Annotated in this window: 18 protein-coding genes; 5 read left to right on the top strand and 13 right to left on the bottom strand. The window is 61.0% G+C overall.

Features of this window, described 5'->3' with window-relative positions; translation table 11 throughout:
* Nucleotides 1-169: 169 nt before the first annotated feature.
* A complete protein-coding gene (locus tag V9L13_RS18525) occupies nucleotides 170-838 on the bottom strand; it encodes a polysaccharide lyase family 7 protein (RefSeq protein WP_338800209.1) in 669 nt (222 codons plus the stop codon).
* Nucleotides 839-1173: 335 nt separating this feature from the next.
* On the opposite strand from V9L13_RS18525, the gene V9L13_RS18520 reads away from it, so the two are divergent.
* Genes V9L13_RS18520 through V9L13_RS18510 form a run of 3 tightly spaced genes read left to right on the top strand, consistent with a single transcriptional unit; the run spans nucleotide 1174 to nucleotide 4150 of the window.
* Nucleotides 1174-3297 carry an EAL domain-containing protein gene (locus V9L13_RS18520; protein WP_338800208.1) on the top strand — a complete coding sequence of 708 codons (2124 nt, stop codon included), beginning with the start codon at nucleotides 1174-1176 and terminating at the stop codon, nucleotides 3295-3297.
* 43 nt (nucleotides 3298-3340) lie between these two features.
* Nucleotides 3341-3832 carry a M48 family metallopeptidase gene (locus V9L13_RS18515; protein ID WP_338800207.1) on the top strand — a complete coding sequence of 164 codons (492 nt, stop codon included), beginning with the start codon at nucleotides 3341-3343 and terminating at the stop codon, nucleotides 3830-3832.
* A gap of 21 nt (nucleotides 3833-3853) precedes the next feature.
* The gene (locus tag V9L13_RS18510) at nucleotides 3854-4150 is read left to right on the top strand and encodes a winged helix-turn-helix domain-containing protein (RefSeq protein ID WP_003229005.1); all 297 of its coding nucleotides are present in this window, start codon (nucleotides 3854-3856) and stop codon (nucleotides 4148-4150) included.
* A gap of 116 nt (nucleotides 4151-4266) precedes the next feature.
* On the opposite strand, the gene V9L13_RS18505 is transcribed toward V9L13_RS18510, so the two are convergent.
* Nucleotides 4267-4719 (bottom strand): GNAT family N-acetyltransferase, encoded by a 453-nt coding sequence (locus V9L13_RS18505; RefSeq protein ID WP_338800206.1) that lies wholly within the window; start codon nucleotides 4717-4719, stop codon nucleotides 4267-4269.
* 256 nt (nucleotides 4720-4975) lie between these two features.
* On the opposite strand from V9L13_RS18505, the gene V9L13_RS18500 reads away from it, so the two are divergent.
* Complete coding sequence (locus V9L13_RS18500; RefSeq protein WP_338800205.1) at nucleotides 4976-5713, top strand: transporter substrate-binding domain-containing protein; 738 nt, start codon at nucleotides 4976-4978, stop codon at nucleotides 5711-5713.
* Between the two features lie 127 nt (nucleotides 5714-5840).
* Here the strand turns inward: V9L13_RS18500 and yccS are convergent, their stop codons facing one another.
* From yccS to betI, 9 genes are all read right to left on the bottom strand, one after another.
* Nucleotides 5841-8024 carry a YccS family putative transporter gene (gene yccS / locus V9L13_RS18495; protein WP_338800204.1) on the bottom strand — a complete coding sequence of 728 codons (2184 nt, stop codon included), beginning with the start codon at nucleotides 8022-8024 and terminating at the stop codon, nucleotides 5841-5843.
* A 228-nt stretch (nucleotides 8025-8252) separates the two neighbouring features.
* A complete protein-coding gene (locus V9L13_RS18490; RefSeq protein ID WP_226500930.1) occupies nucleotides 8253-9431 on the bottom strand; it encodes an NAD(P)/FAD-dependent oxidoreductase in 1179 nt (392 codons plus the stop codon).
* A 152-nt stretch (nucleotides 9432-9583) separates the two neighbouring features.
* Nucleotides 9584-10921, bottom strand: coding sequence for an ATP-dependent RNA helicase DbpA (gene dbpA, locus V9L13_RS18485; protein WP_338802880.1), 1338 nt, complete (start codon nucleotides 10919-10921; stop codon nucleotides 9584-9586).
* Nucleotides 10922-11202: 281 nt separating this feature from the next.
* A complete protein-coding gene (gene mdtD / locus V9L13_RS18480) occupies nucleotides 11203-12642 on the bottom strand; it encodes a multidrug transporter subunit MdtD (RefSeq protein ID WP_338800203.1) in 1440 nt (479 codons plus the stop codon).
* Nucleotides 12643-12815: 173 nt separating this feature from the next.
* On the bottom strand, nucleotides 12816-14153 hold the full coding sequence (locus tag V9L13_RS18475; RefSeq protein WP_103485212.1) for a TldD/PmbA family protein: 1338 nt from the start codon (nucleotides 14151-14153) through the stop codon (nucleotides 12816-12818).
* Nucleotides 14153-15595, bottom strand: a complete 1443-nt coding sequence (locus V9L13_RS18470) for a TldD/PmbA family protein (RefSeq protein WP_338800202.1) — start codon at nucleotides 15593-15595, stop codon at nucleotides 14153-14155. Before V9L13_RS18470 ends, V9L13_RS18475 begins: the two co-directional genes overlap by 1 nt.
* 271 nt (nucleotides 15596-15866) lie before the next feature.
* Nucleotides 15867-17570 (bottom strand): choline dehydrogenase, encoded by a 1704-nt coding sequence (gene betA / locus V9L13_RS18465; RefSeq protein WP_338800201.1) that lies wholly within the window; start codon nucleotides 17568-17570, stop codon nucleotides 15867-15869.
* 178 nt (nucleotides 17571-17748) lie between these two features.
* Nucleotides 17749-19221: a betaine-aldehyde dehydrogenase gene (gene betB / locus V9L13_RS18460; protein ID WP_003228997.1), complete on the bottom strand. Its 1473-nt coding sequence runs from the start codon at nucleotides 19219-19221 to the stop codon at nucleotides 17749-17751.
* A gap of 62 nt (nucleotides 19222-19283) precedes the next feature.
* Complete coding sequence (betI, locus tag V9L13_RS18455; RefSeq protein WP_007962648.1) at nucleotides 19284-19904, bottom strand: transcriptional regulator BetI; 621 nt, start codon at nucleotides 19902-19904, stop codon at nucleotides 19284-19286.
* Between the two features lie 428 nt (nucleotides 19905-20332).
* On the opposite strand from betI, the gene betT reads away from it, so the two are divergent.
* Nucleotides 20333-22330, top strand: coding sequence for a choline BCCT transporter BetT (gene betT / locus V9L13_RS18450; protein WP_338800200.1), 1998 nt, complete (start codon nucleotides 20333-20335; stop codon nucleotides 22328-22330).
* Between the two features lie 202 nt (nucleotides 22331-22532).
* Here betT and choV read toward each other — a convergent pair whose 3' ends face one another.
* Entirely contained in the window at nucleotides 22533-23711 is a 1179-nt protein-coding gene (gene choV / locus V9L13_RS18445; RefSeq protein ID WP_003228994.1) for a choline ABC transporter ATP-binding protein, read from the bottom strand.
* Nucleotides 23708-24553 carry a choline ABC transporter permease subunit gene (gene choW / locus V9L13_RS18440; RefSeq protein WP_003228993.1) on the bottom strand — a complete coding sequence of 282 codons (846 nt, stop codon included), beginning with the start codon at nucleotides 24551-24553 and terminating at the stop codon, nucleotides 23708-23710. The genes choV and choW overlap by 4 nt, the downstream gene beginning before the upstream one ends.
* Between the last annotated feature and the right edge of the window lie 56 nt (nucleotides 24554-24609).

The raw sequence follows: 24609 nt of genomic DNA, 5'->3' as shown, positions 1-24609 counted from the left end.
CCGTTTCAAGACTAGAAACCCCTTTGCTCTCATCACGTAGTTGATCCCCTGTGGGAGCGGGCTTGCTCGCGAATGCGGACCGTCATTCAACATTAATGTTGCTGACCCACCGTATTCGCGAGCAAGCCCGCTCCCACAGGATTTTGGGTAGGTCTTGAGGCCGCCGATATCACTTGTTGTGATCAATATCCAGCTTGGTAAACGTCACCTGCCCACCCTCACTGGTATACCCGGTGTTGTCCTGCACATACACGCCAGCCTTGAAGTACAGCGGCTTATTCCGCCAGGTTGCGCTGATCTGTGAATCCCACTGATAGCCTGCCGCGCTCACGCCGAGCGCACCGCCGGGACTAAGGTGGATCAGGTAGTTGAATTCGTTGTCCAGCTTGATACCGGTGGCGAGGGTGATGACGCGGCTTTCGTCATCATCGGGGTGCATGCGCACTTTGATGACGAGGTTGCCGGTTTCGGTCTTGGTCCTGTACTGGTATTCAAGTTTGACCATCGGCTTCTGGCTTTCGTACGCGTGGATCTGGCCGATGACGATCTTGCCGGAGCTGGGCACCTTGTTCACCGCGAGGGTCGCGCGCAGGGTGTTGTCTGCGTCCGGGTAATACCAGTTGCGCAGGGTGCCGTTGCTGAAGGTTTCGCGCAGTTCGGTGCGCGGGTAGATGGCGTTTTCGGTTTTTGACCCGGTCACCGGTGACCAGAAAAACAGCGTGCCGGTGTCGGAATGGAAGTACTGATCCTTGAAGCCATTCACCAGTTTGGAGGTTTCGACGGTGTACGGCGGACTGCCGACGGGAACGCTGAGGTTCCAGGTTGCGAGATCGATCATGTCGGTTCTTCCACTCAATTCATCCTGAACGCGAGTGCCAGAAGCTCTAGCCCGCGCCTTTTCGGGCGGCAGTTATAAGCGTAGAGGAGTTTTTTGTTAACGCCCGTTTGGCAGATGATTGGCGTCAACATCCTGTCGAAATGCCATCTGTGCCGGTTTTCGGGGGCTGCAGGGGTGACCGTTAGTCGGTAAGTCGCAGCTTTGGCTAAATGATGGCGGCGTGACAGCTTCTGCTTTCACAGATCCGCGACTAGAGTGATGACTCAGTAACTGTACGGTTTTCACAAGAAACCGACCGATATCCCGACAAGAGATGTCCCGACAAGAGAAGCAGCATGGAATGCGCGCAACCCCAGCCAGGTGAAGGCAGCTCTGTCCTTTTGATCGTTGATGATTACCCTGAAAACCTGATCAGCATGCGCGCGTTGCTGCAGCGTCAGGATTGGCACGTCATGACCGCCGCCTCCGGCTTCGAGGCACTCAATCTGCTGCTCGAACACGACGTCGACCTGGTGCTGCTGGATGTGCAGATGCCGGGCATGGACGGCTTCGAAGTCGCGCGACTGATGCGCGGCAGCCAGCGCACACGCCTCACACCGATCATTTTCCTCACCGCCAACGAACAGTCACAGGACGCCGTGATCAAGGGCTACGCCAGTGGCGCGGTGGATTATCTGTTCAAGCCGTTTGATCCGCAGATTCTCAAGCCGAAAGTCCAGGCGCTGCTCGAACACCAGCGCAACCGCCGCGCCTTGCAGCGCCTGAGTCATGATCTGGAGGTCGCGCGGGCCTTCAATGCCTCGGTGCTGGATAACGCGGCGGAAGGCATTCTGGTACTCGGCGAGGACGGCTTGATCCGCTTCGCCAACCCGGCGATTTCGCGGCTGCTGAATGCGCCGGTGAAAGAGCTGGAGGGCGAGGAATTTCTCGATTATCTGCAGAAACCGCACATCCCGCTGTGGGCCGATTCCGAGTTGTTGGCCGGCTATAAACGCGGTGAGACCCTGCGTCTGCACGATGCGTTGTTGCGCACGGCGCCGGGGCAGCAGGTGCCGGTGGCGCTGTCCTGCGCGCCGTTGCCCGCCGAACAACACGCGATGGTGGTGACGGTGCTGGACATGTCGGTGGTACGTCACCTGCATCAGCAGCTGGAATTTCAAGCGGTCACCGATCCGTTAACCGGTCTGCTCAATCGCCGGGGTTTTTATCAGACCGTGGAAAACCTGCTGCTGCGCGGTGAACGCAGCGACAGCAGTTGGGTGCTGTTGTACCTCGACCTCGATGGTTTCAAGCGGGTCAACGATTCCCTTGGCCACGATGCCGGCGACCGGGTGCTGCGCTGGGTCTCCGAGCAGTTGAAAGCCTGCCTGCGACCGTTCGATATTCTCGCGCGTATGGGCGGTGATGAGTTCACTGCGCTGCTCGATCTGGAATTCCCAGAGCAAGCGGCGAAGATTGCCGAGAAACTCATCGAGCGAGTGTCGATCTGTCAGCAAATCGAAGGGCTGGATATCGCCCTCGGCGCGAGTATCGGCATCGCCACCTACCCGGACTGCGGTTCTAACCTCGACGGCCTGCTGCGCGCCTCGGACATCGCCATGTATGAGGCGAAGCGCGCCGGGCGTCAGCAATATCGCTTTTATGATCACGAAATGAACGGTCGCGCCCGCTCGCGGCTGATGCTCGAGGAAAGCGTGCGCAACGCCATCGAGAACCGCGATTTCAATCTGGTGTATCAGCCACAGGTCGCGATCGACAGCGGGCAGATCCGCGGTTTCGAGGCGTTGCTGCGCTGGCAGCATCCGAGCGTCGGCGATGTGCCGCCGGGGTTGTTCCTGCCGTTGCTGGAAGAAGCGCGGCTGATCAGTCGGCTCGGCAGCTGGATCTATCATCGCGGCGCCGGCCAGCGTAAAGCCTGGGAAACCCTGTTCGCCGAAGATCTGGTGCTTGGCGTGAGTTTGAGCAACACCCAGTTCGGGCTGCCGAACCTGGTCACCGAGTTACGCCAGGTGCTGGAGCGGCACTCGTTGCAGCCGCGGCAACTGGAGGTGGAAATCACCGAAGACGCGCTGATGCACAACCCCGACGAGACCCGCAAACAGCTGCGCCTGCTGCGTAATCTCGGGGTGCGCGTGGCGCTGGATGATTTTGGTTCGGGACCGTGTTCGCTGGCGCATCTGCGTGATCTGGAACTGGACACGCTCAAGCTCGATCGACACCTGATTGCGCGGCTGCCGGATTCGACGCGCGACGCGGCGCTGGTCAGCAACGTGATCAATCTGTGTAAACAGTACGGCTTGCTGGTGATCGCCGAAGGCGTGGAAACCATCGAACAGTACCAATGGCTGCAAGCGCATGGCTGCGAATATGTGCAGGGTTTCCTGGTGGCGCGTCCGCTGACCTCCGAAGACGCCGCCAGCTTCGCCGAGCCCTTCGACTGGAGCGCGCTGCCGGTTTGAATTCGCTACACTGGCGCTCTTTTCGAACCGTGTTGTCGTGCCCATGACTGCGTTGAAATACCTCCAGGCCTATCCCGCGCCATTGCAGGATCAGGTGCGCCAGCTTATCGCCGAACAGCGTCTGGGTGACTACCTGAGCCAACGCTATCCGGGGCGTCACGATGTGCAGAGCGACAAGGCGCTGTACAGCTACGCGCTGGACCTGAAGCAGGAATACCTGCGCAACGCGCCGGCCATCGACAAGGTGCTGTTCGACAACCGCCTCGACCTGACGCACCGCGCGCTGGGCCTGCACACTACGGTCTCAAGAGTGCAGGGCGGCAAGCTCAAGGCCAAGAAAGAGATTCGCATCGCCTCGTTGTTCAAGGAGGCAGCGCCCGAGTTCCTGAAGATGATCGTCGTGCATGAACTGGCGCACTTCAAGGAATCGGACCACAACAAGGCCTTCTATAAATTGTGCGAGCACATGCTGCCGGGGTATCACCAGGTCGAGTTCGATCTGCGGGTGTACCTGACGTGGCGGGATCTGCAATAGCCGTTAACAAGGAGCGTGTGGATGGACGTCAGCAAGACCAAAAGCAGTTTTTACCGGCGCCTGTATGTGGCCTACCTGATCGACAGCGGCCTGGCCCCAAGCGTCCCTGCGCTGACCGAAGTGACCGGCATGCCCCGGCGCACGGCACAGGACACCATCGCCGCGCTGGCAGATCTGGATATCGTCTGTGAATTCGAGCAGGAAGAGGGCGCGCGCAACCATGCCGGGCGCTATCGGATTCGCGAGTGGGGGGCGATTGATCGCGGGTGGATCGAGCGTAATCTGCGGCAGATCAAGGCTGTGCTGGAGTATCCCTGAGTTTCGCAGTGCCTGAGTTGACGCCTTCGCGAGCAAGCCCGCTCCCACAGTAGACCGAGTTCCTTCAGATGGAATGCGATCAAAATGTGGGAGCGGGCTTGCTCGCGAAGGGGCCCTCAAGGACGACGCATGCCTATGTGCGGAATGTCATCCTCCAGATACTCCTCACCCGCCACGACAAACCCGTACCTGCCGTAATACCCCTGCAAATGCGCCTGCGCCGACAGATAGATCGGCACCTGCGGCCAATGCTTCTCGGCCTGTTTCAGTGCGTGTTCCATCATCACATGCCCCAGCCCTTTGCCACGGCCCTGCGGCGCAATGATCACGCGGCCGATCACCACGTCACCGCCCTGGGATTCGGGATCCAGCAGGCGTAGATAGGCCATCAACTGATCATCTTCCCAACCCATGAGGTGAAGGGTGTCGCCGTCCAGATCCTGGCCGTCGAGGTCCGGGTAGGCGCATTTCTGTTCGACCACGAACACCTCAGAGCGCAGCTTCAACAGCGCGTACAGCTGCTCTTTGCCCAGATCGCTGTGATGTTTGCAGATCCACTCGATTGTCATCTTCCGACTCCTTGAACTCCGTCGCCCGATACTAAGCGCACAGGCCCTGGATGTCTGTATGGCGGAAGAGTCTGTGACAAAGGTCAAAATGCCATCATTCCTTTCTCGCGGCGGCGGCTGCTTTGTGTAATCTGCTGGAAAGCGCTGTGCACTGGCTTCAATGAGCTAATGTTAGGGCCTGGGTTTCGCCGGTAAGGGGCCTTGGGGTTTTGACTGAAAACACGCCGGGCAACTCGCCCGCTAAGGATTTTCAAGCATGCCGCGACTGCATCGAGCCTTTGCTTTGATCGGACTGCTCTTGCTGGCCCAAACCGCCGCAGCGGACAAGTTGCGGCTGGTGTTTGATATCTGGCCACCGTTTACCGACGACACGCTGGTCAACGGCGGCCTGGCCACCGACATCGTCAGCACCGCGCTGGCGCGGGCCGGTTATGCCAGCGACTACGAGCAGGTGCCGTGGGCGCGGGCGCTGCTGGGGGTTGGCGAGGGGCGCTACGACGTACTGGTCAACGCCTGGTATAACGAAGAACGCACCAAACTCGGCCAGTTCTCTAGCGAGTATCTGCTCAATCGCATCCGCTTTCTCAAGCGCAAGGACACGCCGCTGGACTACAGCAACCTGGAGCAACTGCACACCTATCCGGTGGCGGTGGTGCGCGGTTATGCCTACTCGCAGGCGTTCGATGCGGATACCGCGCTCGAGAAAGTCCCTGTGCATAACTTCGCTATGGCCGTGCGCATGCTCGCGGCGGATCGGGTCAAGCTGACCCTGGAAGATGAGTACGTTGCGCGCTATTACCTGTCGCGCGAATCACCCAAAGTGCGCAACGCCGTGGAGTTCCTGCCCAAACCGTTGAGCGAGAACAGCCTGCACATTCTGGTGAGCCTGAAGAACCCTGCGCATGAACAGATTGTGGCCGGGTTTGATAAGGCGATTGCGGCGATGAAGGCGGATGGGAGTTATGACCGGTTGTTGCGTCAGCATGGGATGTAGGGGCTGATCCGGAAATGGCTGTGTGGCTGATGGCCCTTTCGCGAGCAAGCCCGCTCCCACATTTGGAATGCGTTCTCCTGTGGGAGCGGGCTTGCTCGCGAAGAGGCCCTGACAAACACCGCAAAACTCAGGCTTCGCTGGTGTCCTTGATCAAATGCGCCGCCAACGTCCGCAACGGCCCCAACTGCCGGCAGATCAACGCCAGTTGTGTCTGCACCAGCCGTTGCCCTTCATCGATCTCGTCCGGCATCTGCTCCAGCTCGTTGGCCAGTGCTTCTTCTTCGTCACTCTGAATCGCCACCGGCTGCTTGTTCGCCAGGCCCTGGGCGATGTCGTCGATGCTCGTGGCCAGTTTCACCCCGGCACCGTCGATCAGCTGTTCGCGCACGTCCGCCGGTAGCTGCGTTTCGCGATGCGCACCCAGTCCGGACAGGTAACTGAGCAGGGTGTGTGACAGCACCAGGAACCGGAAGCCGACATCCGCCTCCTTCCGGAAATGCCCCGGCTCCATCAGCATGTTGGCCAAGGTGGTCGACAGCGCCGCATCGGCGTTGTGCGCGTTGCGTCGGGCCAGGCGATAGGCGAGGTCGTCGCTCTTGCCGGCGGCGTATTGCTGCATGATCTGGCGCAGATAGATGCTGTTGCAGGTCAGGGTGTTGGCCAGCACTTTATTCAGGCGTCGACCCTGCCAGTCCGGCAGGAACAGGAACACTGTCAGGCCGGCGATCAGGCTGCCGAGCAGGGTATCGAACAGGCGCGGCAGGAACAGCCCGTAGCCATCGCCGATCTGGTTGAAGCAGAACAGCACCATGATCGTGATCGCGGCGGTCGCCACCGTGTAGCGCGTGGTGCGGTTGGTAAAGAACACCACCCCGGCGGCGATCGCGAAGCACGACTGCACCAGCGGGCTGGGGAACAGATCGAACAGCGCCCAGGCCACGGTCAGACCGATGGCGGTGCCGAGAATCCGCTGCCCGAGTTTGCGCCGCGTCGCGCCGTAGTTCGGCTGGCAGACGAACAGGGTGGTGAGGATGATCCAGTAACCCTGCGACGGGTGAATCAGGTGCACCATGCCATAGCCGATACTCAGCGCCAGCGGCAAGCGCAGGGCGTGGCGGAACAGCAGGGAAGTCGGTGTCAGTTGCGTGCGCAGGCGAATCCACACGTCCTTGAGGTTGCGCGGCGAGCGGTCGAGCAGGCTGCTGTCAGTGGCGTCTGCCAAGGCATCGGGGTTGCTCGCGTCGCTGAGCAAACGGTCGAGGGTGCCGAGGTTGGCTGCCAGTGCACGCAGCGAACGCAGGAGGCCGCGCCACGCCGGATTGCTCTGGATGCGCAGGTGTTCAAGGGAGGCATCGAGGTCAGTCAGTGCTTCGGCAAAACTGGCGTCGTAGACGAATGGCTGGCGCATCTGGATCGATTCGGCCAACGCGCGGCAGGCCTTGCCCTGCTGGCGCAACAAACGCTGGCAGCGGAACAGCACGTCGCTGTGGAAGAACGCATCGGCCAGCGCGTTGTACGGATAGTGCGAAGAGCTGGCGCGTTCGTGGATGTCCTGGGCGAGGAAGTACAGCTTCAGATAACGGCTGACTTTCGAACCCGGGCGACCGTTGCCGACCCGGTGCAGAATGATTTCCTTGGCGCTGTTCAGCGCCGCCACCACGCGACCGTTTTGCTGCGCCAGTTCCAGCCGTCGTCCTTCGACGTCCAGTTGGCGGATCGGCTCGAACAGCGAGGCTTTGAGCTTTAGGTAGAAGCCCAGTTCACGGAACAATCGCGCCAGGCTCTGCTGCACTGGCTGGTTGGAAAACAGCGCCTGCCACAGCACCGAGAGCAGGCCGTACCACGCGGCGCCGGCCACCAGCAGCATCGGCTCGTGCCAGAAATCGGTGACCGCGCCGCCGCGCTGATCCACGCCGATCATGGTGTAGACCGACAGGATCAACGTCGCCGAGGCGATCGCACCGTAACGCTCGCCGAGCGCGCCGAGCATGGTCAGGCCGAAGCTGGCCAGTGCCAGAGCAATGGCAAATACGATGGGGTAGGGGAAGAGCAGTTCCACCGACAGCGCGGCGATGCTGAAACACACCAGTGTGACCGCCAGTGCGTTGAGGCGGCCCTGCCAACTGTCGTCGGTCTCGGCCAGGGCGCTGGCGATAATCCCCAGGAACAACGGGATCAGCAAGCCCATTTCATCCTGATACCAACACAGCGCCATGCTGCCGGTCAGGGCGATGAACACCCGCACGCTGTAGCTGAATTTATCCAGCGCCCACAGGCGCCGCAAAGACTGACGAAACGAGGTCGAGGACATGAAGTGCGAAGGCCTTCCGAGGCGATGCCGCTAAATTGAGCCAGTAATGACGCCGACGCAATGGCGCCGATCACATCTGACAGCAAAAAGTGTTCCTTACTGCATCACACATAACAACTGTGGGAGGGGGCTTGCTCGCGATGGCGGTGTATCAGTCAGCCAATGATTGAATGACAGAAAGCAATCGCGAGCAGGCTCGCTCCCACAGGTTTTGCGTTTGATTTTGGATCAGACGTACTGCGCAGCCGCGTAACCCGAGGCCCAGGCCCACTGGAAGTTGAAGCCACCCAGATGCCCGGTGACGTCGAGCACTTCACCGATGAAATACAGGCCAGGGCTTTTCAGCGATTCCATGGTCTTGGACGACACTTCGCGGGTGTCAACGCCACCCAGCGTGACCTCGGCGGTGCGGTAGCCTTCGGTGCCGGCCGGGACGACTTTCCAACTGCCGAGTTTGTCGGCGATCTGCGCCAGTTCGGCGTGGGTGTACTGTTTCATCGGTTTGGAAACGAACCAGTTGTCCGCCAACAGATTGGCCATCTTCTTGGTGAAGATCTCACCAAGCAAAGTTTTCAGCTCGCTGTTCGGGCGCTCGGCCACTTGCTGCTGCAGCCATGCGGCGGTGTCGTGATCCGGCAACAGGTTGATCTCCACGGTGTCACCCGGCTCCCAGAACGACGAGATCTGCAGAATCGCCGGGCCGCTGAGGCCACGGTGGGTGAACAGAATGTTCTCGCGAAAGCTCTGCTCGTTGCAGCTGACCAGACAATCCACCGAAGTACCGGACAGCTCGGTGCACAGTTCCTTGAGCTGATCGGTGATGGTGAACGGCACCAGCCCGGCGCGGGTCGGCAGCAGTTCATGGCCGAACTGTTTGGCCACCTGATAACCGAAGCCTGTAGCGCCCAGCGTCGGGATCGACAGCCCGCCGGTGGCAATCACTAGCGACTGGCACTGGAGCTGGCCGAGGGTGGTGTCGAGTAGGTAACCGTTCTCGACTTTCTCGATGGTCTGGATCGAGGTGTCGAGGTGCAGCTCGACGCCGACCTGATCGCACTCGTCGAGCAGCATGCCGAGGATGTCGCTGGATTTGTTATCGCAGAACAGCTGGCCGAGTTTCTTCTCGTGGTACGGCACGCCGTGCTTGGCGACCATACCGATGAAATCCCACTGGGTGTAGCGCGCCAGTGCCGATTTGCAGAAATGCGGATTGTGCGAGAGGAAATTGCTCGGCTCGGTGTACATGTTGGTGAAATTGCAGCGGCCACCACCGGACATCAGGATTTTCTTGCCGGCCTTGTTCGCGTGGTCGAGCAGCAACACCTGACGCCCACGCCCGGCGGCGGTCAGTGCACACATCAACCCTGCGGCGCCAGCGCCAATGATCACGACTTCGGTAGAGCGCAAAACGGTGTCCTCTTGGTGGGTCGCTACAAAACAAACTGTGGGAGCGGACGTGCTCGCGAAAGCGGTGTGTCATTCAACCTGATGTCGACTGACAGATTGCATTCGCGAGCAAGCCCGCTCCCACAGGGGATCTTCTTTGGGTGGAAGATCGCTTACAAAACCCGCACGCGCAACGAACGGCCCTTGATCTTGCCGTTGTTCAAGCGCTGCAGTGCCTGCATGACCACGGTGCGTTCAACCGCCACATACGATTGGAAGTCGAAGATCGCGATCTTGCCCACTTGGGCGCCCGGGATGCCGGCGTCGCCGGTCAGTGCGCCGAGGATGTCGCCCGGCCGCACTTTGTCTTTACGCCCGCCGGCGATGCACAGCGTGCTCATCGGTGGCTGCAGCGGGGCGCCGCCCTGGGACTTGAGGTTGTCGACCTGATCCCAGTTCAACGGGGCTTTCTGCAGCTGTTCGATGGCTTGCGCGCGATGCGCTTCGGACGGCGCAACGAGGCTGACCGCGATGCCTTTCTCGCCGGCACGACCGGTACGGCCAACGCGGTGAATGTGGATTTCCGAGTCACGGGCCAGCTCGACGTTGATCACCATGTCCAGCGCATCGATGTCCAGACCACGGGCGGCCACGTCGGTGGCGACCAGGACCGACGTACTGCGGTTGGCGAACATCGCCAGCACCTGGTCGCGGTCACGCTGTTCCAGATCGCCATGCAGGCCGACGGCGGAGATGCCTTTGGCGGTCAGGTGATCGACGGTTTCCTGCACCTGCTGCTTGGTGAAGCAGAACGCCACGCAGGAGTCCGGGCGGAAGTGGTGCAGAACTTTGGTCACTGCGCTCATGCGCTCTTCCGGAGAAATTTCGTAGAAGCGCTGCTCGATCTGCGTGTCGTCATGGAACGCTTCGGCTTTCACCGTTTGCGGATCGCGCATGAATTTCGACGCCAGTTGCTTGATGCCCACCGGGTAGGTGGCGGAGAACAGCAGGGTCTGACGGCGTGCCGGAGTCTTTTCGATGATGTCTTCGATGGCGTCGTAGAAGCCCATGTCGAGCATGCGGTCGGCTTCGTCGAGGATCAGCGTGTTCAGACCGTCGAGCACCAGCGAACCCTTGCGCAGGTGCTGCTGGATACGTCCCGGGGTGCCGACGATGATGTGCGCGCCGTGCTCCAGCGAAGCGATCTGCGGGCCGAACGACACGCCGCCGCACAGGGTCAGGACCTTGATGTTGTCCTCGGCACGGGCCAGACGCCGGACTTCCTTGGCGACCTGGTCGGCCAGCTCACGGGTTGGGCAGATCACCAGCGCCTGGCAACCGAAGTAGCGCGGGTTGATCGGGTTTAGCAGGCCGATGCCGAACGCGGCGGTCTTGCCGCTGCCGGTCTTGGCCTGGGCGATCAGGTCCATCCCCTTGAGGATCACCGGCAAGCTCTGCGCCTGGATCGGCGTCATCTGGGCATAACCGAGGGATTCGAGGTTAGCCAGCATGGCGGCGGACAGCGGCAGAGTATTAAAAGCGGTGGCGATGGTGGTCACGGGACTGGCCTGCAAAACAAAATGTCGCGCAGTGTAGCAGCCCCGTGCCACTTTCCTCGAAAGTTCTGGACGAACAGTGACTAAAACCCGAGGCAAGGTGATTTATCTGTGGCGAGGGAGCTTGCTCCCGCTGGGGCGCGAAGCGGCCCCGCTCTTCAACTCAAAAAGCGGGGGGACTGCTGCGCAGTCCAGCGGGAGCAAGCTCCCTCGCCACAAAGGCCTTCGCTGTTTGGTCAGTGTTCGATGTGTTCATCCGGATGTTCATCCGGGCGTTTGACCCGGCGGCCGTCTTCTTTCGACAGTTGCGAGAAGATCGTCGCCGCCAGCATCGCCATCACTCCGACCGTGACAAACGTCAGCTGGAATGCGCCCAACACGGTTTCGACGCCGTCGTTGCCGATCTCCGCCGTGAAGCCGCCAAGCAGCGCACCGGCGCAGGCCACCCCCAGACTCAACGACAATTGCGCCACCACCGACAGCAAGCTGTTGCCGCTGCTGGCGCTGGCGTCGTCGAGGTCGATCAGGGTCACCGTGTTCATCGCGGTGAACTGCAGCGAGTTGATTGCGCCGAGAATCGCCAGCAGGCACAGCAGCAGCCAGTACGGCGTCTGCTCGCTGACCAGGCCCATGCTCGCCAGCATGATCCCCAGCGCCAGGGTGTTGCCGGTGAGCACGATGCGATAGCCAAGACGTTCGATCAACGGTCGCGCCACCCACTTGGCGATCATTGCCGCCGCCGCCAGTGGCAGCATGCTCATCCCGGCTTGCGCCGGTGAATAACCCAGCGCCACTTGCAGCAGCAACGGCACCAGAAACGGCAGGGCACCGCTGCCCAGACGGGCGAACAGGTTGCCGATGATCCCGACCGCAAAGGTCCGGGTCTTGAACAGCGTTGGCGAGAACAGTGGATTTTCGACACGCCCGGCACGCAGCCAGTAAGCCGCCAGACAGGCCAGCCCGCCGAACAGCAGCAACATCACCCGCAGGTGCGGCAAGTGCAGTTCGCCCAGGCCTTCCATGGCGATGGTGATCAGGATCATCGCCGCGCCGAACAGCAGGAAACCGAGGCTATCGAAACGCGTGCGCTCGGTGCCGCGCAGGTCGGGAATGAATTTCCACACCGCGTAGCAACCGATGAGGCCGACCGGCAGGTTGATCAGAAAGATCCAGTGCCACGTCAGGTATTGCACCATCCAGCCGCCCATGGTCGGGCCGATCAGCGGGCCGAGCAGGCCGGGAATGGTGATGAACCCCATGATCCGCACCAGTTCCGAACGCGGGTAGGCGCGCAGCACCACCAGCCGCCCGACGGGCAACATCAGCGCACCACCGAGGCCCTGAATGACCCGCGCGCCGACCAGCATGGTCAGGCTGCTCGATAACGCGCAGAGCAGTGAGCCGAAACTGAACAGCAGGATCGCGCCGAAGAAGATTTTCTTGGTGCCGAAGCGGTCGGCGATCCAGCCCGAGGCCGGAATCAGCAAGGCCACGGTGAGCATGTAGGCGATGACCACGCCTTGCATGCGCAACGGGTTTTCGGCCAGATCCTTGGCCATGGCCGGCAGGGCGGTGTTGAGGATGGTCCCGTCGAGGGACTGCATGAAGAACGCAATGGCGACGACCCACGGCAACCAGCGGGCGGTAATGGCGTCGAGAGGCGGGCGTGTGGGCATGGAACCTCTTGTGGTTGGGGTTAATGCACAAGTTTTTGGTGGGAGCGGGCTTGCTCGCGAATGCGGTGTGTCAGCCACCATAAGTGTTGAATGACACACCGCATTCGCGAGCAAGTCGAATCGTCGCACCGCCGCTCCCACAGTAGATCTCCATTGTTCTGGAGATCCTGGTCTTACAGGGTCAAGGTCAATCGGCTCACCAGCGCCCCCGGCAGCAGCGCCGACGAGGTATTGCGCTGGCTGTACGTGCTCGCCGACAGCAGCAACTCGCGCTCGGCGGTCAACGCTTCCAGCTGCGAACCCAGCAGGTTGTAGGCGCTGTCGTCGAAACGCATGGTGCTGACCGGCGCCTGAATCTCGCCGTTCTCGACCCAGAACGTGGCAAACCGGGTCATGCCGGTCAGGCGTGCCGCCGGTTGATCCGAGAAGTTCAGGTACCACAGGTTGCTGATGTACAACCCGGTGCCCAACTGCTTGAGAATCTCTGCCTGTGACAGATCACCGGCCGCCATGTTCAGTGCGCTCGGCGATTCGCCGCCGCTGGCACCGTTGGCGGTCAGGCCGTATTCGGCGGCACTGCGTGAACCGACCAATTGATCACCGGCCTTGCCTTCGACGATCAGCCGCAAATCGCTGCGCGGATAACCCTCGGCGGAAAACGCCGGACTCAACGATTCGCTGACTTTTTCATCCAGCGATACCAGTGGACTGAACGTCTGATCGCCGACATACAGCTTCTGCAGCGGGCTGCTCTTGCTGGCAATCGACTGCGCCGAGAAACCGCCCCAACTGAGCATGCCCATGATTTCTTCCAGCGCGGCCGGCGCCAGATAAGCCCGGTATTGCCCCGGTGCCAGAGTACGTAGCGGGCGACCGAGGAACGCCAGTTGCTCGCGGGCCTGCTGGAAGCGTCGGGCGAAGCCTTCGCTGCTCCAGTCGTGCCCGGCGTAGCTGGCCTTTACCGCTTCGCCATTTTCGTGGAACAGGCTGAAGTCGAAGTTGAAGCTGTTGGCCTGATGCCAGCCGAACGCTCCCGAGGAACTGGCGAAACCACGACTGATCGGGCCGGCAGCATAGAAACCGACCAGATCCAGACCTTCAGCAGCGGTGCAGATTTCCTCGACCACCTGCTCGGTGTCCGGCAACGGGTGTTCCTGCACGTTGTTGCTCTGCCAGCCGTTGTGATTGAGCAGCAGGTACGGATCCTGCGGCAGCAGCGGTAGGGTTTCGCGCAGTTGTTGCAGGCCTTCGGCGAGGCGTTGCAGATCGGCTTCCTGATCACCGGACAGGGTGATGTGCAGGTCAGCGTGGCGGCCGTCGTTGATCAGTTTCAGCCCGACGTCGGCTTGCTGCACCTGGCCGGCCTGACGCACCTTGGCGTGGTTGAAACGGACGAACGCCGACGATTCGGCGGCATAGCTGAGCGTGAACTGTTCCGGCTCGCGCACACTGTCGCGTAGCCAATTGACGATGACCTTGAAGGCGTCGGACTGACTCTTCGAAATGCTCATCAGGCGTCTCCCCCAAACACATCAACGTTGCTGAATACGCAGGCCGGCGAAGCGTGGCCGACGCGGATCACCTGGTTCGGCTCGCCCTTGCCGCAGTTTGGCGTGCCCAGCACCTTACGGGTGCCGGCGTCGCCGACCGCGCGCAGACTCTTCCAGAAGTGCGCGGATATGCCCCGGTAGTTCGGATTTTTCACCACACCTTTAAGTTCACCGTTCTCGATCAACTGACCCCACTCGCAACCGAACTGGAATTTGTTGCGCGCGTCGTCAATCGACCACGAACGGTTGGTGCTCATCAGAATGCCATGCTCGATGCCGCTGATCAGTTGCGTCAGCGACTGATCGCCCGGCTCGATGTTGAGGTTGGCCATGCGGTCGATCGGCGGCCGGTTCCAGCCGCAGGCGCGGCTGTTGGCAACGCCGTCGAGACCGGCGCGGAACTGCGACAGCGCGCCGCCCAGTGGCCGCAACAGCAAGCCTTCGCGAATCAGGAATTGTTTGCTGGCCTTGGTGCCGTCGTCATCGTGGCCGTAGCTGGCGAGTTCTTCGGGAATGTCCGGATCGAAGGTCACGTTGAGCAGCTTCGAGCCATATTGCAGGCTGCCGAAGTCACTGGTTTTGACGAAGCTGGTGCCGGCGTAGTTGCGTTCGTCACCGAGGATGCGGTCCAGCTCCAGCGGATGACCGATGGACTCGTGGATCTGCAGCATCATCTGGTCCGGCATCAGCAACAGATCGCGCGGGCCTTGCGGGGTGTTCGGCGCGAGCAGCAGTTGCAGGGCCTGATCGGCCACTTTCGGGCCGGCGCCGACCAGGCCGCAACGGCTGATCACGTCCGCGCCGCCCTGCTGGCCGAAGTTCTCGCGGCCGAGGGAGCGGGTCTGGCTGTCGTTGCCGTCATAAGCGGTGACGTCGAGGCTCGGGTAGACGAAGCGCTGGGCCTGGCGCAATTCGGCACCGGCGCTGCTCAGATAGATCTGTTCGACATGGGTGATGCCGATGCTCGCTTCCCAATTCACCAGGCGCTCATCCTTTGGCACCGAGGCGGATTCCGCGCCGAGCAGCTCGAAGCATTCGCTCATGGACGGGAAGGGTTGCTCGAGTTTGGGCGAAAAGTAATCAGCGCGGTCGCTTGATACAGGCTGGTCTCGCAGGTCGAGCAGGGCGTGGGGCTTCAGTCGCCGGGCCTGCTGTTCGGCGCGTTCCAGGGCGGCTTGCAGGCCTTGCTGCGACAGGTCGTTGGTCGCCGCGTAGGCCTCGACGCCGTTGACGCGCACGGTGAGCATCGCCCCTTCGTCACGGCTCAGGCTTGGTGGCTCGGCGACGTTCTTGCGCACCGATAGGTACTGGCCGGACTCGCGTACATACCGCAGGGAGAAAAACTCGGCGCCCGTGCGCAAGGCAGCGAAGCGCTGCTTGAGCTGGGGGTGGAAATCGAACATTCGGGAACCTCCTTGTTATGGAGTTGCGGGGTGAAGCGATTCGGCGGGGAGGGGTGAAACGGTTGCGCGAGGTCTAGAGTAGGCCTGCGTGGGGGTAGGATCAAGTGAAGAGGGGGTGTAGGAGGATTTACTGTGCAGCAGGGGAATTTGTGCTGAATGTGAGGGCCCCTTCGCGAGCAAGCTCGCTCCCACCTTTGAAATGCATTCCAATGTGGGAGCGAGCTTGTCTCCGGGCGGCGTTCCGACGAAGGTAGCGCCTCGGTATTACGTCTTACTGAGCAGCCGGGGTGATATCACGCATCGGCTTGCCTTTCACCGGCGCATTGCCAGCGACGTAGTACGCTGCGGTGCTGCGCGGCAGCGGTTTGCGGCCACGGATCTTGTCGGCGATTTTCTCGGCCATCATGATCGTCGGCGCGTTCAGGTTACCGGTGGTGATGATCGGCATGATCGAAGCATCGACCACACGCAGGCTCTGCATGCCGTGCACGCGACCTTCGCCATCCACTACGGCCATTTCGTCGGTGCCCATCTTGCACGAGCAGGACGGGTGGAACGCGGTTTCGGCGTGCTCGCGGATGAACTTGTCCAGCTGCTCATCGGTTTGCACGTCGATGCCCGGGCTGATTTCGCGGCCACGGAAGGCGTCCAGTGCCGGCTGTTGCATGATTTCGCGGGTCAGGCGGATGCCGTCACGGAATTCCTGCCAGTCCTGCTCGGTGGCCATGTAGTTGAACAGGATGCTCGGGTGCTGGCGCGGATCCTTGGATTTGACCTGGATGCGGCCACGGCTCGGCGAACGCATGGAACCCATGTGCGCCTGGAAACCGTGCTCTTTCACACCGTTGCTGCCGTTGTAGTTAATCGCCACCGGCAGGAAGTGGTACTGGATGTTCGGCCATTCGAACTCTTCGCGAGTACGGATGAAACCGCCGGCTTCGAACTGGTTGCTGGCGCCGATGCCGGTGCCGTTGAACAGCCACTCGGCACCGATGGCCGGCTGGTTGTACCAGAGCAGCGACGGGTACAGCGAGACCGGTTGGGTGCAGGCGTATTGCAGGTACAGCTCAAGGTGATCCTGCAGGTTTTCACCGACGCCCGGCAGGTCATGCACCACCGGGATGTCGAGGCTTTCCAGCAGTTTTGCCGGGCCGACACCGGAGCGCTGCAGAATCTGCGGCGAAGCGATGGCGCCGGAGCACAGCAGGACTTCCTTGCGTGCCTTGGCTTCAACGCGCTCTTCCGCCGAACCGACCAGGTAACGTACGCCGACCGCACGCTTGCCTTCGAACAGAATCTTGTCGGTCAGGGCGTGGGTGACGATGGTCAGGGTCGAGCGCTTTTTGGCGACGTCGAGGTAGCCACGGGCGGTGGAAGCACGACGGCCGTTCGGCGTCACGGTGCGGTCCATCGGGCCGAAGCCTTCCTGCTGGTAGCCGTTCAAATCTTCGGTGCGCGGGTAACCGGCCTGCACGCCGGCTTCAACCATAGCGTGGAACAGCGGGTTGTTGCCCGCCTTCGGCGTTGTCACGCTGACCGGGCCGTCGCCACCGTGGTAGTCGTTCGGGCCGATGTCGCGGGTTTCCGCTTTGCGGAAGTAGGGCAGGCAGTCGAGGTAGGTCCAGTCTTCCAGGCCTGGCAGTTTCGCCCAGCCGTCGTAGTCCATCGCGTTGCCACGGATGTAGCACATGCCGTTGATCAGCGAGGAACCGCCGAGGCCTTTGCCGCGACCGCATTCCATCCGGCGACCGTCCATATGTGGCTCCGGATCGGTTTCGTACGCCCAGTTGTAGCGACGACCCTGCAGCGGGAACGCCAGCGCGGCCGGCATTTGCGTGCGGAAGTCGAAACGGTAGTCCGGACCGCCTGCTTCGAGCAGCAGCACGGTGACGCCTTCGTCTTCAGTCAGACGGGTCGCCAGGGTGTTACCGGCCGAGCCGGCACCGATGATGATGTAATCGAATTCTTGGGACATTGAATGCACCCTCTTTAGATGTGGTCAGGTCTGACCTCGGCGAGTGCTGCGCACTCGAATCGCTGGCAAGCCAGCTCCCACAAGGATTGGGAGCTGCCACAGATTTGATGGACGACTCCAGACCTGTGGGAGCTGGCTTGCCAGCGAAGAGGCCTTCGCGGGCAATGCAAATCTCGGGTTAGAACACCGAAACGTAATCGCCCAGTTCGACCTGTACCGATTTGATGCGTGTGTAGTTGGTCAGCGAGCTGATGCCGTTTTCGCGGCCCACGCCCGACTGCTTGTAACCGCCCACCGGCATTTTTGCGTCGGACTCGCCCCAGGCGTTGATCCAGCAGATACCGGCTTCCAGTTGATGAATTACGCGGTGCGCGCGGTTCAGGTCTTTGGTGACGATACCGGCGGCCAGGCCGAAGTCGGTGTCGTTGGCGCGGCGGATCACTTCTTCTTCGGTCTCGTAGGAGAGGATCGCCATCACCGGGCCAAAGATTTCTTCACGGACGATGGTCATCTCGTCGGTGCAATCGGTGAACACGGTCGGCGCGACGAAGGCGCCTTTGGCGAATTCGCCGTCGGTCAGACGCTCGCCGCCGCACAGGACGCGGGCACCTTCTTCTTTACCCTTGGCGATGTAACCCAGCACGCTTTCCATGTGGGCGAAGCTGACCAGTGGGCCGAAGTTGGTGTTTTCGTCTTCCGGGTTGCCGATGCGGATGCGCGCTACGCGCTCGACGATCTTGGCTTCGAAAGCGGCTTTCAGGTGGCTCGGTACGAACACGCGAGTACCGTTGGTGCAAACCTGACCGGAGCTGTAGAAGTTGGCCATCATCGCGGTGTCGGCGGCGCGATCGAGGTCGGCGTCGTCGCAGATGATCAAAGGCGACTTGCCGCCCAGTTCCATGGTCACGTCTTTCAGCGACGAAGCCGAAGCGCTGGCCATGACTTTCTTGCCGGTGTCGGTGCCGCCGGTGAAGGAAACTTTCTCGATGCGCGGGTGCTCGGTCAGCCAGGTGCCGACTTCACGGCCGCTGCCGGTCAGGACGTTGAACACGCCGTTTGGCAGGCCGGCTTCGGTGTAGATCTCGGCCAGTTTCAGGGTGGTCAGCGAGGTGACTTCGCTTGGCTTGAAGATCATCGCGTTACCAGCGGCCAGGGCTGGTGCGGATTTCCACAGCGCGATCTGGATCGGGTAGTTCCACGCACCGATACCGGCGACCACGCCCAGCGGCTCGCGACGGGTGTAGACAAAGGAAGTGTCGCGCAGTGGAATCTGCTCGCCTTCGATTGCCGGCACCAGGCCTGCGTAGTATTCCAGCACGTCGGCGCCAGTGACGATGTCGACATATTTGGTTTCGGAGTAAGCCTTGCCGGTATCCAGGGTTTCCAGAGCAGCCAGTTCATCGTTGCGCTCGCGCAGGATGTCGACGGCGCGACGCAGGATGCGCGAACGCTCCATGGCGGTCATCGCGGCCCAGATTTTCTGGCCCTTTTCAGCGCTGACCACGGCGCGCTCGACGTCTTCCTTGGTCGCACGTTGCACTTGGGCGAGGACTTCACCGTTCGCCGGGTTGATGGCTTCGAAGGTGGCATCGCTGCCAGCGTCGGAGTACGCGCCATCGATGTAGAGTTTTTGCAGTTCGAAACGGGCCATAGTGTCCTCGCAAGTGCATTAGTGGTTGGCGTCGACCACCGCGCTGAAACTGCGGTGGCGGTTCAGGTGCCGAGCGTTTTCTGTGTGCTCTGGCTCACCTGCTTGGCCAATTGGAAATCCATGTATTCGTAAGCGATCTGTTGCGCCTGCGCCGTGTCGAAAGCGTCTCCCGACAGGGCGCCGCGCAACCACAAGCCGTCGATCAACGCTGCCAGTCCACGCGCTGCACTGCGCGCCTCTTCGAGCGGCAACACGCGGCGGAACTCGCAGCACAGGTTGGAATACAGACGGTGATCGTTGATCCGCTGCAACCTGTGCAAAGACGGCTGGTGCATGCTGGTGGCCCAGAAGGCCAGCCAGGTTTTCATTGCCGGGCCATTGACCTGGCTGGCGTCGAAGTTGCCTTCGATGATCACCTGCAGATGCGCCCGTGGGCTGCTGTCTGCCAGCGCCTGTCGGCGCGCGGTGACGCTCTCGCTGAGGGCGGTCATCAGATACCGCATCGTGGCGGCGATCAGGCCATTCTTGTCCTGAAAATAGTGACTGATGATGCCATTCGAGACACCGGCCAAACGGGCGATCAGCGCAATGCTGGCGTCCCCCATTCCGACCTGATCAACCGCTTGCAACGTGGCTTCGATCAGTTGTTGGCGGCGGATGGGTTGCATACCGACCTTGGGCATCTTGCACATCTCCTTAGGCCTTCCAACGGGCGATAAACGCCTATCGGATTGAGGGCCAGTCTATTTTGTTTTGATTGAACGTTCAATCAACAAAGAATAAGATCTGCGACAAATCGTCGCTGCCTACAGATTTTTTCTGCTTGTAAATGGCGATAAAACGACATCCGAAAATGCTTGAAACCTGCGTGGGGCATGGCGCGGTTCGCTATTCGATGGACGTGTTGAAAGGGCAAGACGCTCGGGGCCAGGTTTCGGATGAACGTCCGCACAGCTTTGGCCACGAAAGCGATTCGCAACGCCATTTCGGCAGGTTCGGGCTTTTTTCGGGGTGTCTTTATATCACCCGCCGGTCGGCTGCCAACTAACCGATTGGTCGGGTTCCGTGTTGCCTTGTGTTCTTCTCTCGCACTGCCTGGAGCATTTGTGCCATGAGTTCTGCCTCTCTTATAAAGACCCCGCCCGAGAAGGTGACGGTCAACGGTTGGGTGTTCTACACCTCTACCGCGTTGATTCTGTTGTTGACCGCCATTCTGATCATCGCCCCGCAAGAGGCCGGCAGAATGTTGGGTATCGCTCAGGCCTGGTTGTCGCGCAGCTTCGGCTGGTACTACATGGTGGTGATCGCCGCCTACCTGGTGTTTGTGGTGGGCCTGGCGTTTTCCTCCTACGGCAAACTCAAACTGGGCAGCAAGGACGACACCCCGGATTTCAGTTACGGCGCCTGGGCGGGGATGCTGTTCTCGTCGGGTATCGGTATTTCGCTGCTGTACTTCGGCGCCTCCGAGCCGCTGGACCACTACTTCAATCCGCCGGAAGGCGCCTCTGCCACCAACATGGCCGCGCGTCAAGCTGTACAGCTGACCTTCCTGCACTGGGGCCTGCACGGCTGGGCGATCTATGCACTGGTCGGTCTGGCCGTGGCGTACTTTGCCTACCGTCATAACCAGCCGCTGGCCTTGCGTTCGGCGCTGTATCCGCTGGTCGGCGAGCGTTGGGTCAAGGGCGCCGCCGGTCATGCAGTGGACGGCTTCGGCATGTTCGTGACCCTGCTGGGTCTGGTGACCAATCTGGGGATCGGTTCGCTGCAAGTGTCCTCCGGCCTGGAAAACCTGTTCGGCATGGAACACAGCAACACCAACCTTTTGATCGTGATCATCGTGATGAGCACCGTGGCGACCATCGCTGCCGTGTCCGGTGTGGAAAACGGCATTCGTCGTCTGTCCAACCTGAACATCGTGCTGTTCAGCGGTCTGCTGATTTTTGTCCTGCTGTTCGGCCCGACCCTGCACCTGCTCAACGGCTTCGTGCAGAACATCGGCGACTACCTCAACGGCGTGGTGCTGAAAACCTTCGACCTGTACGTCTATGAAGGCGACAGCGCCAAGTCCGACCGCTGGCTGGGCCTGTGGACCCTGTTCTACTGGGCCTGGTGGATTTCCTGGGCACCATTCGTCGGCATGTTCATCGCGCGTATTTCCCGTGGTCGTACCGTGCGTGAACTGGTGGCCGGCGTGCTGCTGATCCCGCTGGGCTTCACCTTGGCCTGGTTGTCGATCTTCGGTAACTCGGCGCTGGATCTGGTGATGAACCAGGGGGCGGTGGAACTCGGCAAGACGGCGCTGGAACAGCCGTCGATGGCGATCTACCAGTTGCTGGAACACTACCCGGCGTCGAAAGTCGTTATCGGTGTGTCGATCTTCGTCGGTTTCGTGCTGTTCCTGACCCCGGCCGACTCCGGCGCGGTGATGATGGCCAACCTGTCCTGCAAGGGCGGTAACGTTGATGAAGATGCGCCGCACTGGCTGCGGATCTTCTGGTCGGTGGTGATCACCCTGGTGACCATCGGTCTGCTGTTCGCCGGCAACTTCGAAGCCATGCAGACCATGGTGGTGCTGGCCGGTCTGCCGTTCTCGGTGGTGCTGGTGTTCTTCATGTTCGGCCTGCACAAGGCGATGCGTCAGGACGTGCAGATCGAACAGGAGCAGGCGCGACTGGCTGAACGCGGTCGTCGTGGTTTCAGCGAACGCCTGACTCAGCTGGACCTGCAACCGAGCCAATCGGTGGTGCAACGCTTCATGGATAAACATGTGACGCCGGCACTGGACGACGCTGCTGCGCAACTGCGTGCACAGGGTCTGGAAGTGCAGACGCTGCTGGGCAAATCCAAGCGCTGCATGGGCGTGCGCGTCGAGATGGAAGAGGGCAACCCTTTCGTCTACGAAGTGAGCCTGGACGGCTACCTGGCGACCCCGACCGAATCGGCCCAGTCCGATGAAGCGCGCCAGCGTTACTACCGCGCCGAGGTGTATCTGCACAACGGCAGCCAGGACTACGACCTGATGGGCTTCACGCAGGATCAGATCACACGCGATGTGCTCGATCAGTTTGAAAGCCATCGGCAGCTCCTTGGCCGGGTGTATAGCTAAGTTGTAGGTGGTGCGGTGTTTCTGTCTGAAGCACCGTGCCGCATTCTTCGCGAGCAAGCCCGCTCCCACATTGGAATGCATTTCAAATGTGGGAGCGGGCTTGCTCGCGAAGGGGCCATCAGCTCCAACGCTGAACGCCCTGTATTCCGATAAACAAAAACGCCGCGATCCTCTCGCGGCGTTTTTTGTGTCTGCGGGGTTCTTACCCCAGGTTCTTGCCCAGCAGCGCGTGATAAAGCTCGCTGTCGCCAAGAATCCCCACCACATGATTGTTGTCGTGCAGCACCAGTTTGTTGCCGGTCTGATAACGAATCTGCAGCGCGTCACGCATGCCGATATTCGAATCCACCAGTGTCGGCTTGCGCTCCAGCGCTTCCACCGCTTGCCCCGGTGCCCAGTTCTGCAGGTTCAGCACCGAACCGTTCTGCCGTGCACCCTTGATGGTGTTGCCTTCGGCCAGGTCCAGCCACGAATCGCCGCCCGGGTCGAGGCACACCGAACCGTTGATGCGTTTGCAGTTGTCCAGCGTGCGCATTAGGCTGCGGCCACACAGGACGTTGAGCGGGTTGGTGTGGGCCACGAAGGTGCGCACATAGTCGTCCGCCGGATTGAGCACGATCTCTTCCGGCACGCTGTACTGGATGATCCGGCCGTCCTTCATGATCGCGATGCGGCTGCCCAGTTTGAGCGCCTCGTCGAGGTCGTGACTGACAAACACGATGGTCTTGCTCAGCTTGCGTTGCAGTTCCAGCAGTTCATCCTGCAGACCCTGACGGATCAGCGGGTCGAGTGCCGAGAACGGTTCGTCCATCAGCAGAATATCGGCGTCCATCGCCAGCGCCCGCGCCAGTCCGACACGCTGCTGCATGCCGCCGGAGAGTTCATCGGGCTTCTTGTTGCGCCACTGGGTCAGGCCGACCAGTTCGAGCTTGTCGTCGACCAGCTTGCGCCGTTCCTTCTCCGGGCGACCCTGCATTTCCAGACCGAAGCTGATGTTCTCGCGCACGGTCAGCCACGGCATCAGGGCGAACTTCTGGAACACCATGGCGATGCGTTTGGTGCGCATCATCTTCAGTTCGGCCGGGGTGCAGGAGGCGATGTCGATCTGCTTGCCTTCGTGCTCGACGAACAGCTTGCCGCGACTCACGGTGTTCAGGCCGTTGATGCAGCGCAGCAGGCTCGACTTGCCGGAGCCGGACAGGCCCATCAGCACGCAGATCTCGCCCTTGTTGATATCCAGCGTGGCTTTTTCCACACCGACGATCTGTCCGGTCTTTTTCAGGATCTCGTTACGCGTCATGCCCTGATCCAGCAGCTTGAGCGCCTCGCGTGGATCCTTGGAGAAGATTACGTCGACGTCTTCGAAGCGAATTATGCTCATGCGTCACCCCCTGCTTTGGCGTCGGGTTGTTTGCAGATACGGTCGAGCATGATCGCCAGCAGTACGATCGCCAGGCCCGCTTCGAAGCCCAGGGCGATATCAGCAGTGTTCAGTGCGTTGACCACCGGTTTGCCGAGTCCGTCGGCGCCTACCAGTGCCGCGATCACCACCATCGACAGCGACAGCATGATGCACTGGGTGATGCCGGCAGCGATGCTCGGCATGGCGTGAGGCAGTTCGATCCGTGAGAGCAATTGGCGACGCGAGCAGCCGAAGGCCTTGCCGGCGTCCATCAGTTCTTGCGGGACATCGCGGATGCCCAGGTAGGTCAGGCGGATCGGCGCAGCGATGGCGAATACCACCGTGGAGATCAGGCCCGGCACCACGCCCAGCCCGAAGAGGGTCAGGGTCGGAATGAGGTAAACGAAGGTCGGTACGGTCTGCATCAGATCGAGTACCGGACGCATTAGTGTGTAGAACATCGGCTTGTGCGCGGCGACGATGCCCAACGGCACGCCGATGACCACGCAGACCAGGGTCGCGAACATGACCTGGGCGAGGGTTTCCATGGTTTCCTGCCAGTACCCCAGGTTGAGGATCAGCAGGAACGAGGCAATCACAAAAACAGTCAGCCCCCATTTGCGCTGGATGAAATGTGCGAGCAGGGCAATGAGGCCGATCAACACAAAAGGATTGAACCAGGTCAGCGCAAACGTCACGCCGTGGATCATCGTTTCCAGTGTCACGGCGATTGCGTCGAAGGTGCTGGCGCCGTGTTGCGTCAACCATTCAACGAAGCCCGCGATGTACTGGCCTAAAGGGATTTTCTGATCAATCAGCATGGTAGTGAACGTCCGCATGCAAGGAATAAACAGCCCGGGCGAGCGAACTCGCCCGG

Origin of the sequence: Pseudomonas sp. RSB 5.4, from assembly GCF_037126175.1 — a bacterium.
Lineage (GTDB): Bacteria > Pseudomonadota > Gammaproteobacteria > Pseudomonadales > Pseudomonadaceae > Aquipseudomonas > Aquipseudomonas fluorescens_H.
The sequence above is the reverse complement of the archived record's forward strand: the minus strand, read 5'-3'. Positions and strand labels throughout refer to the sequence as shown.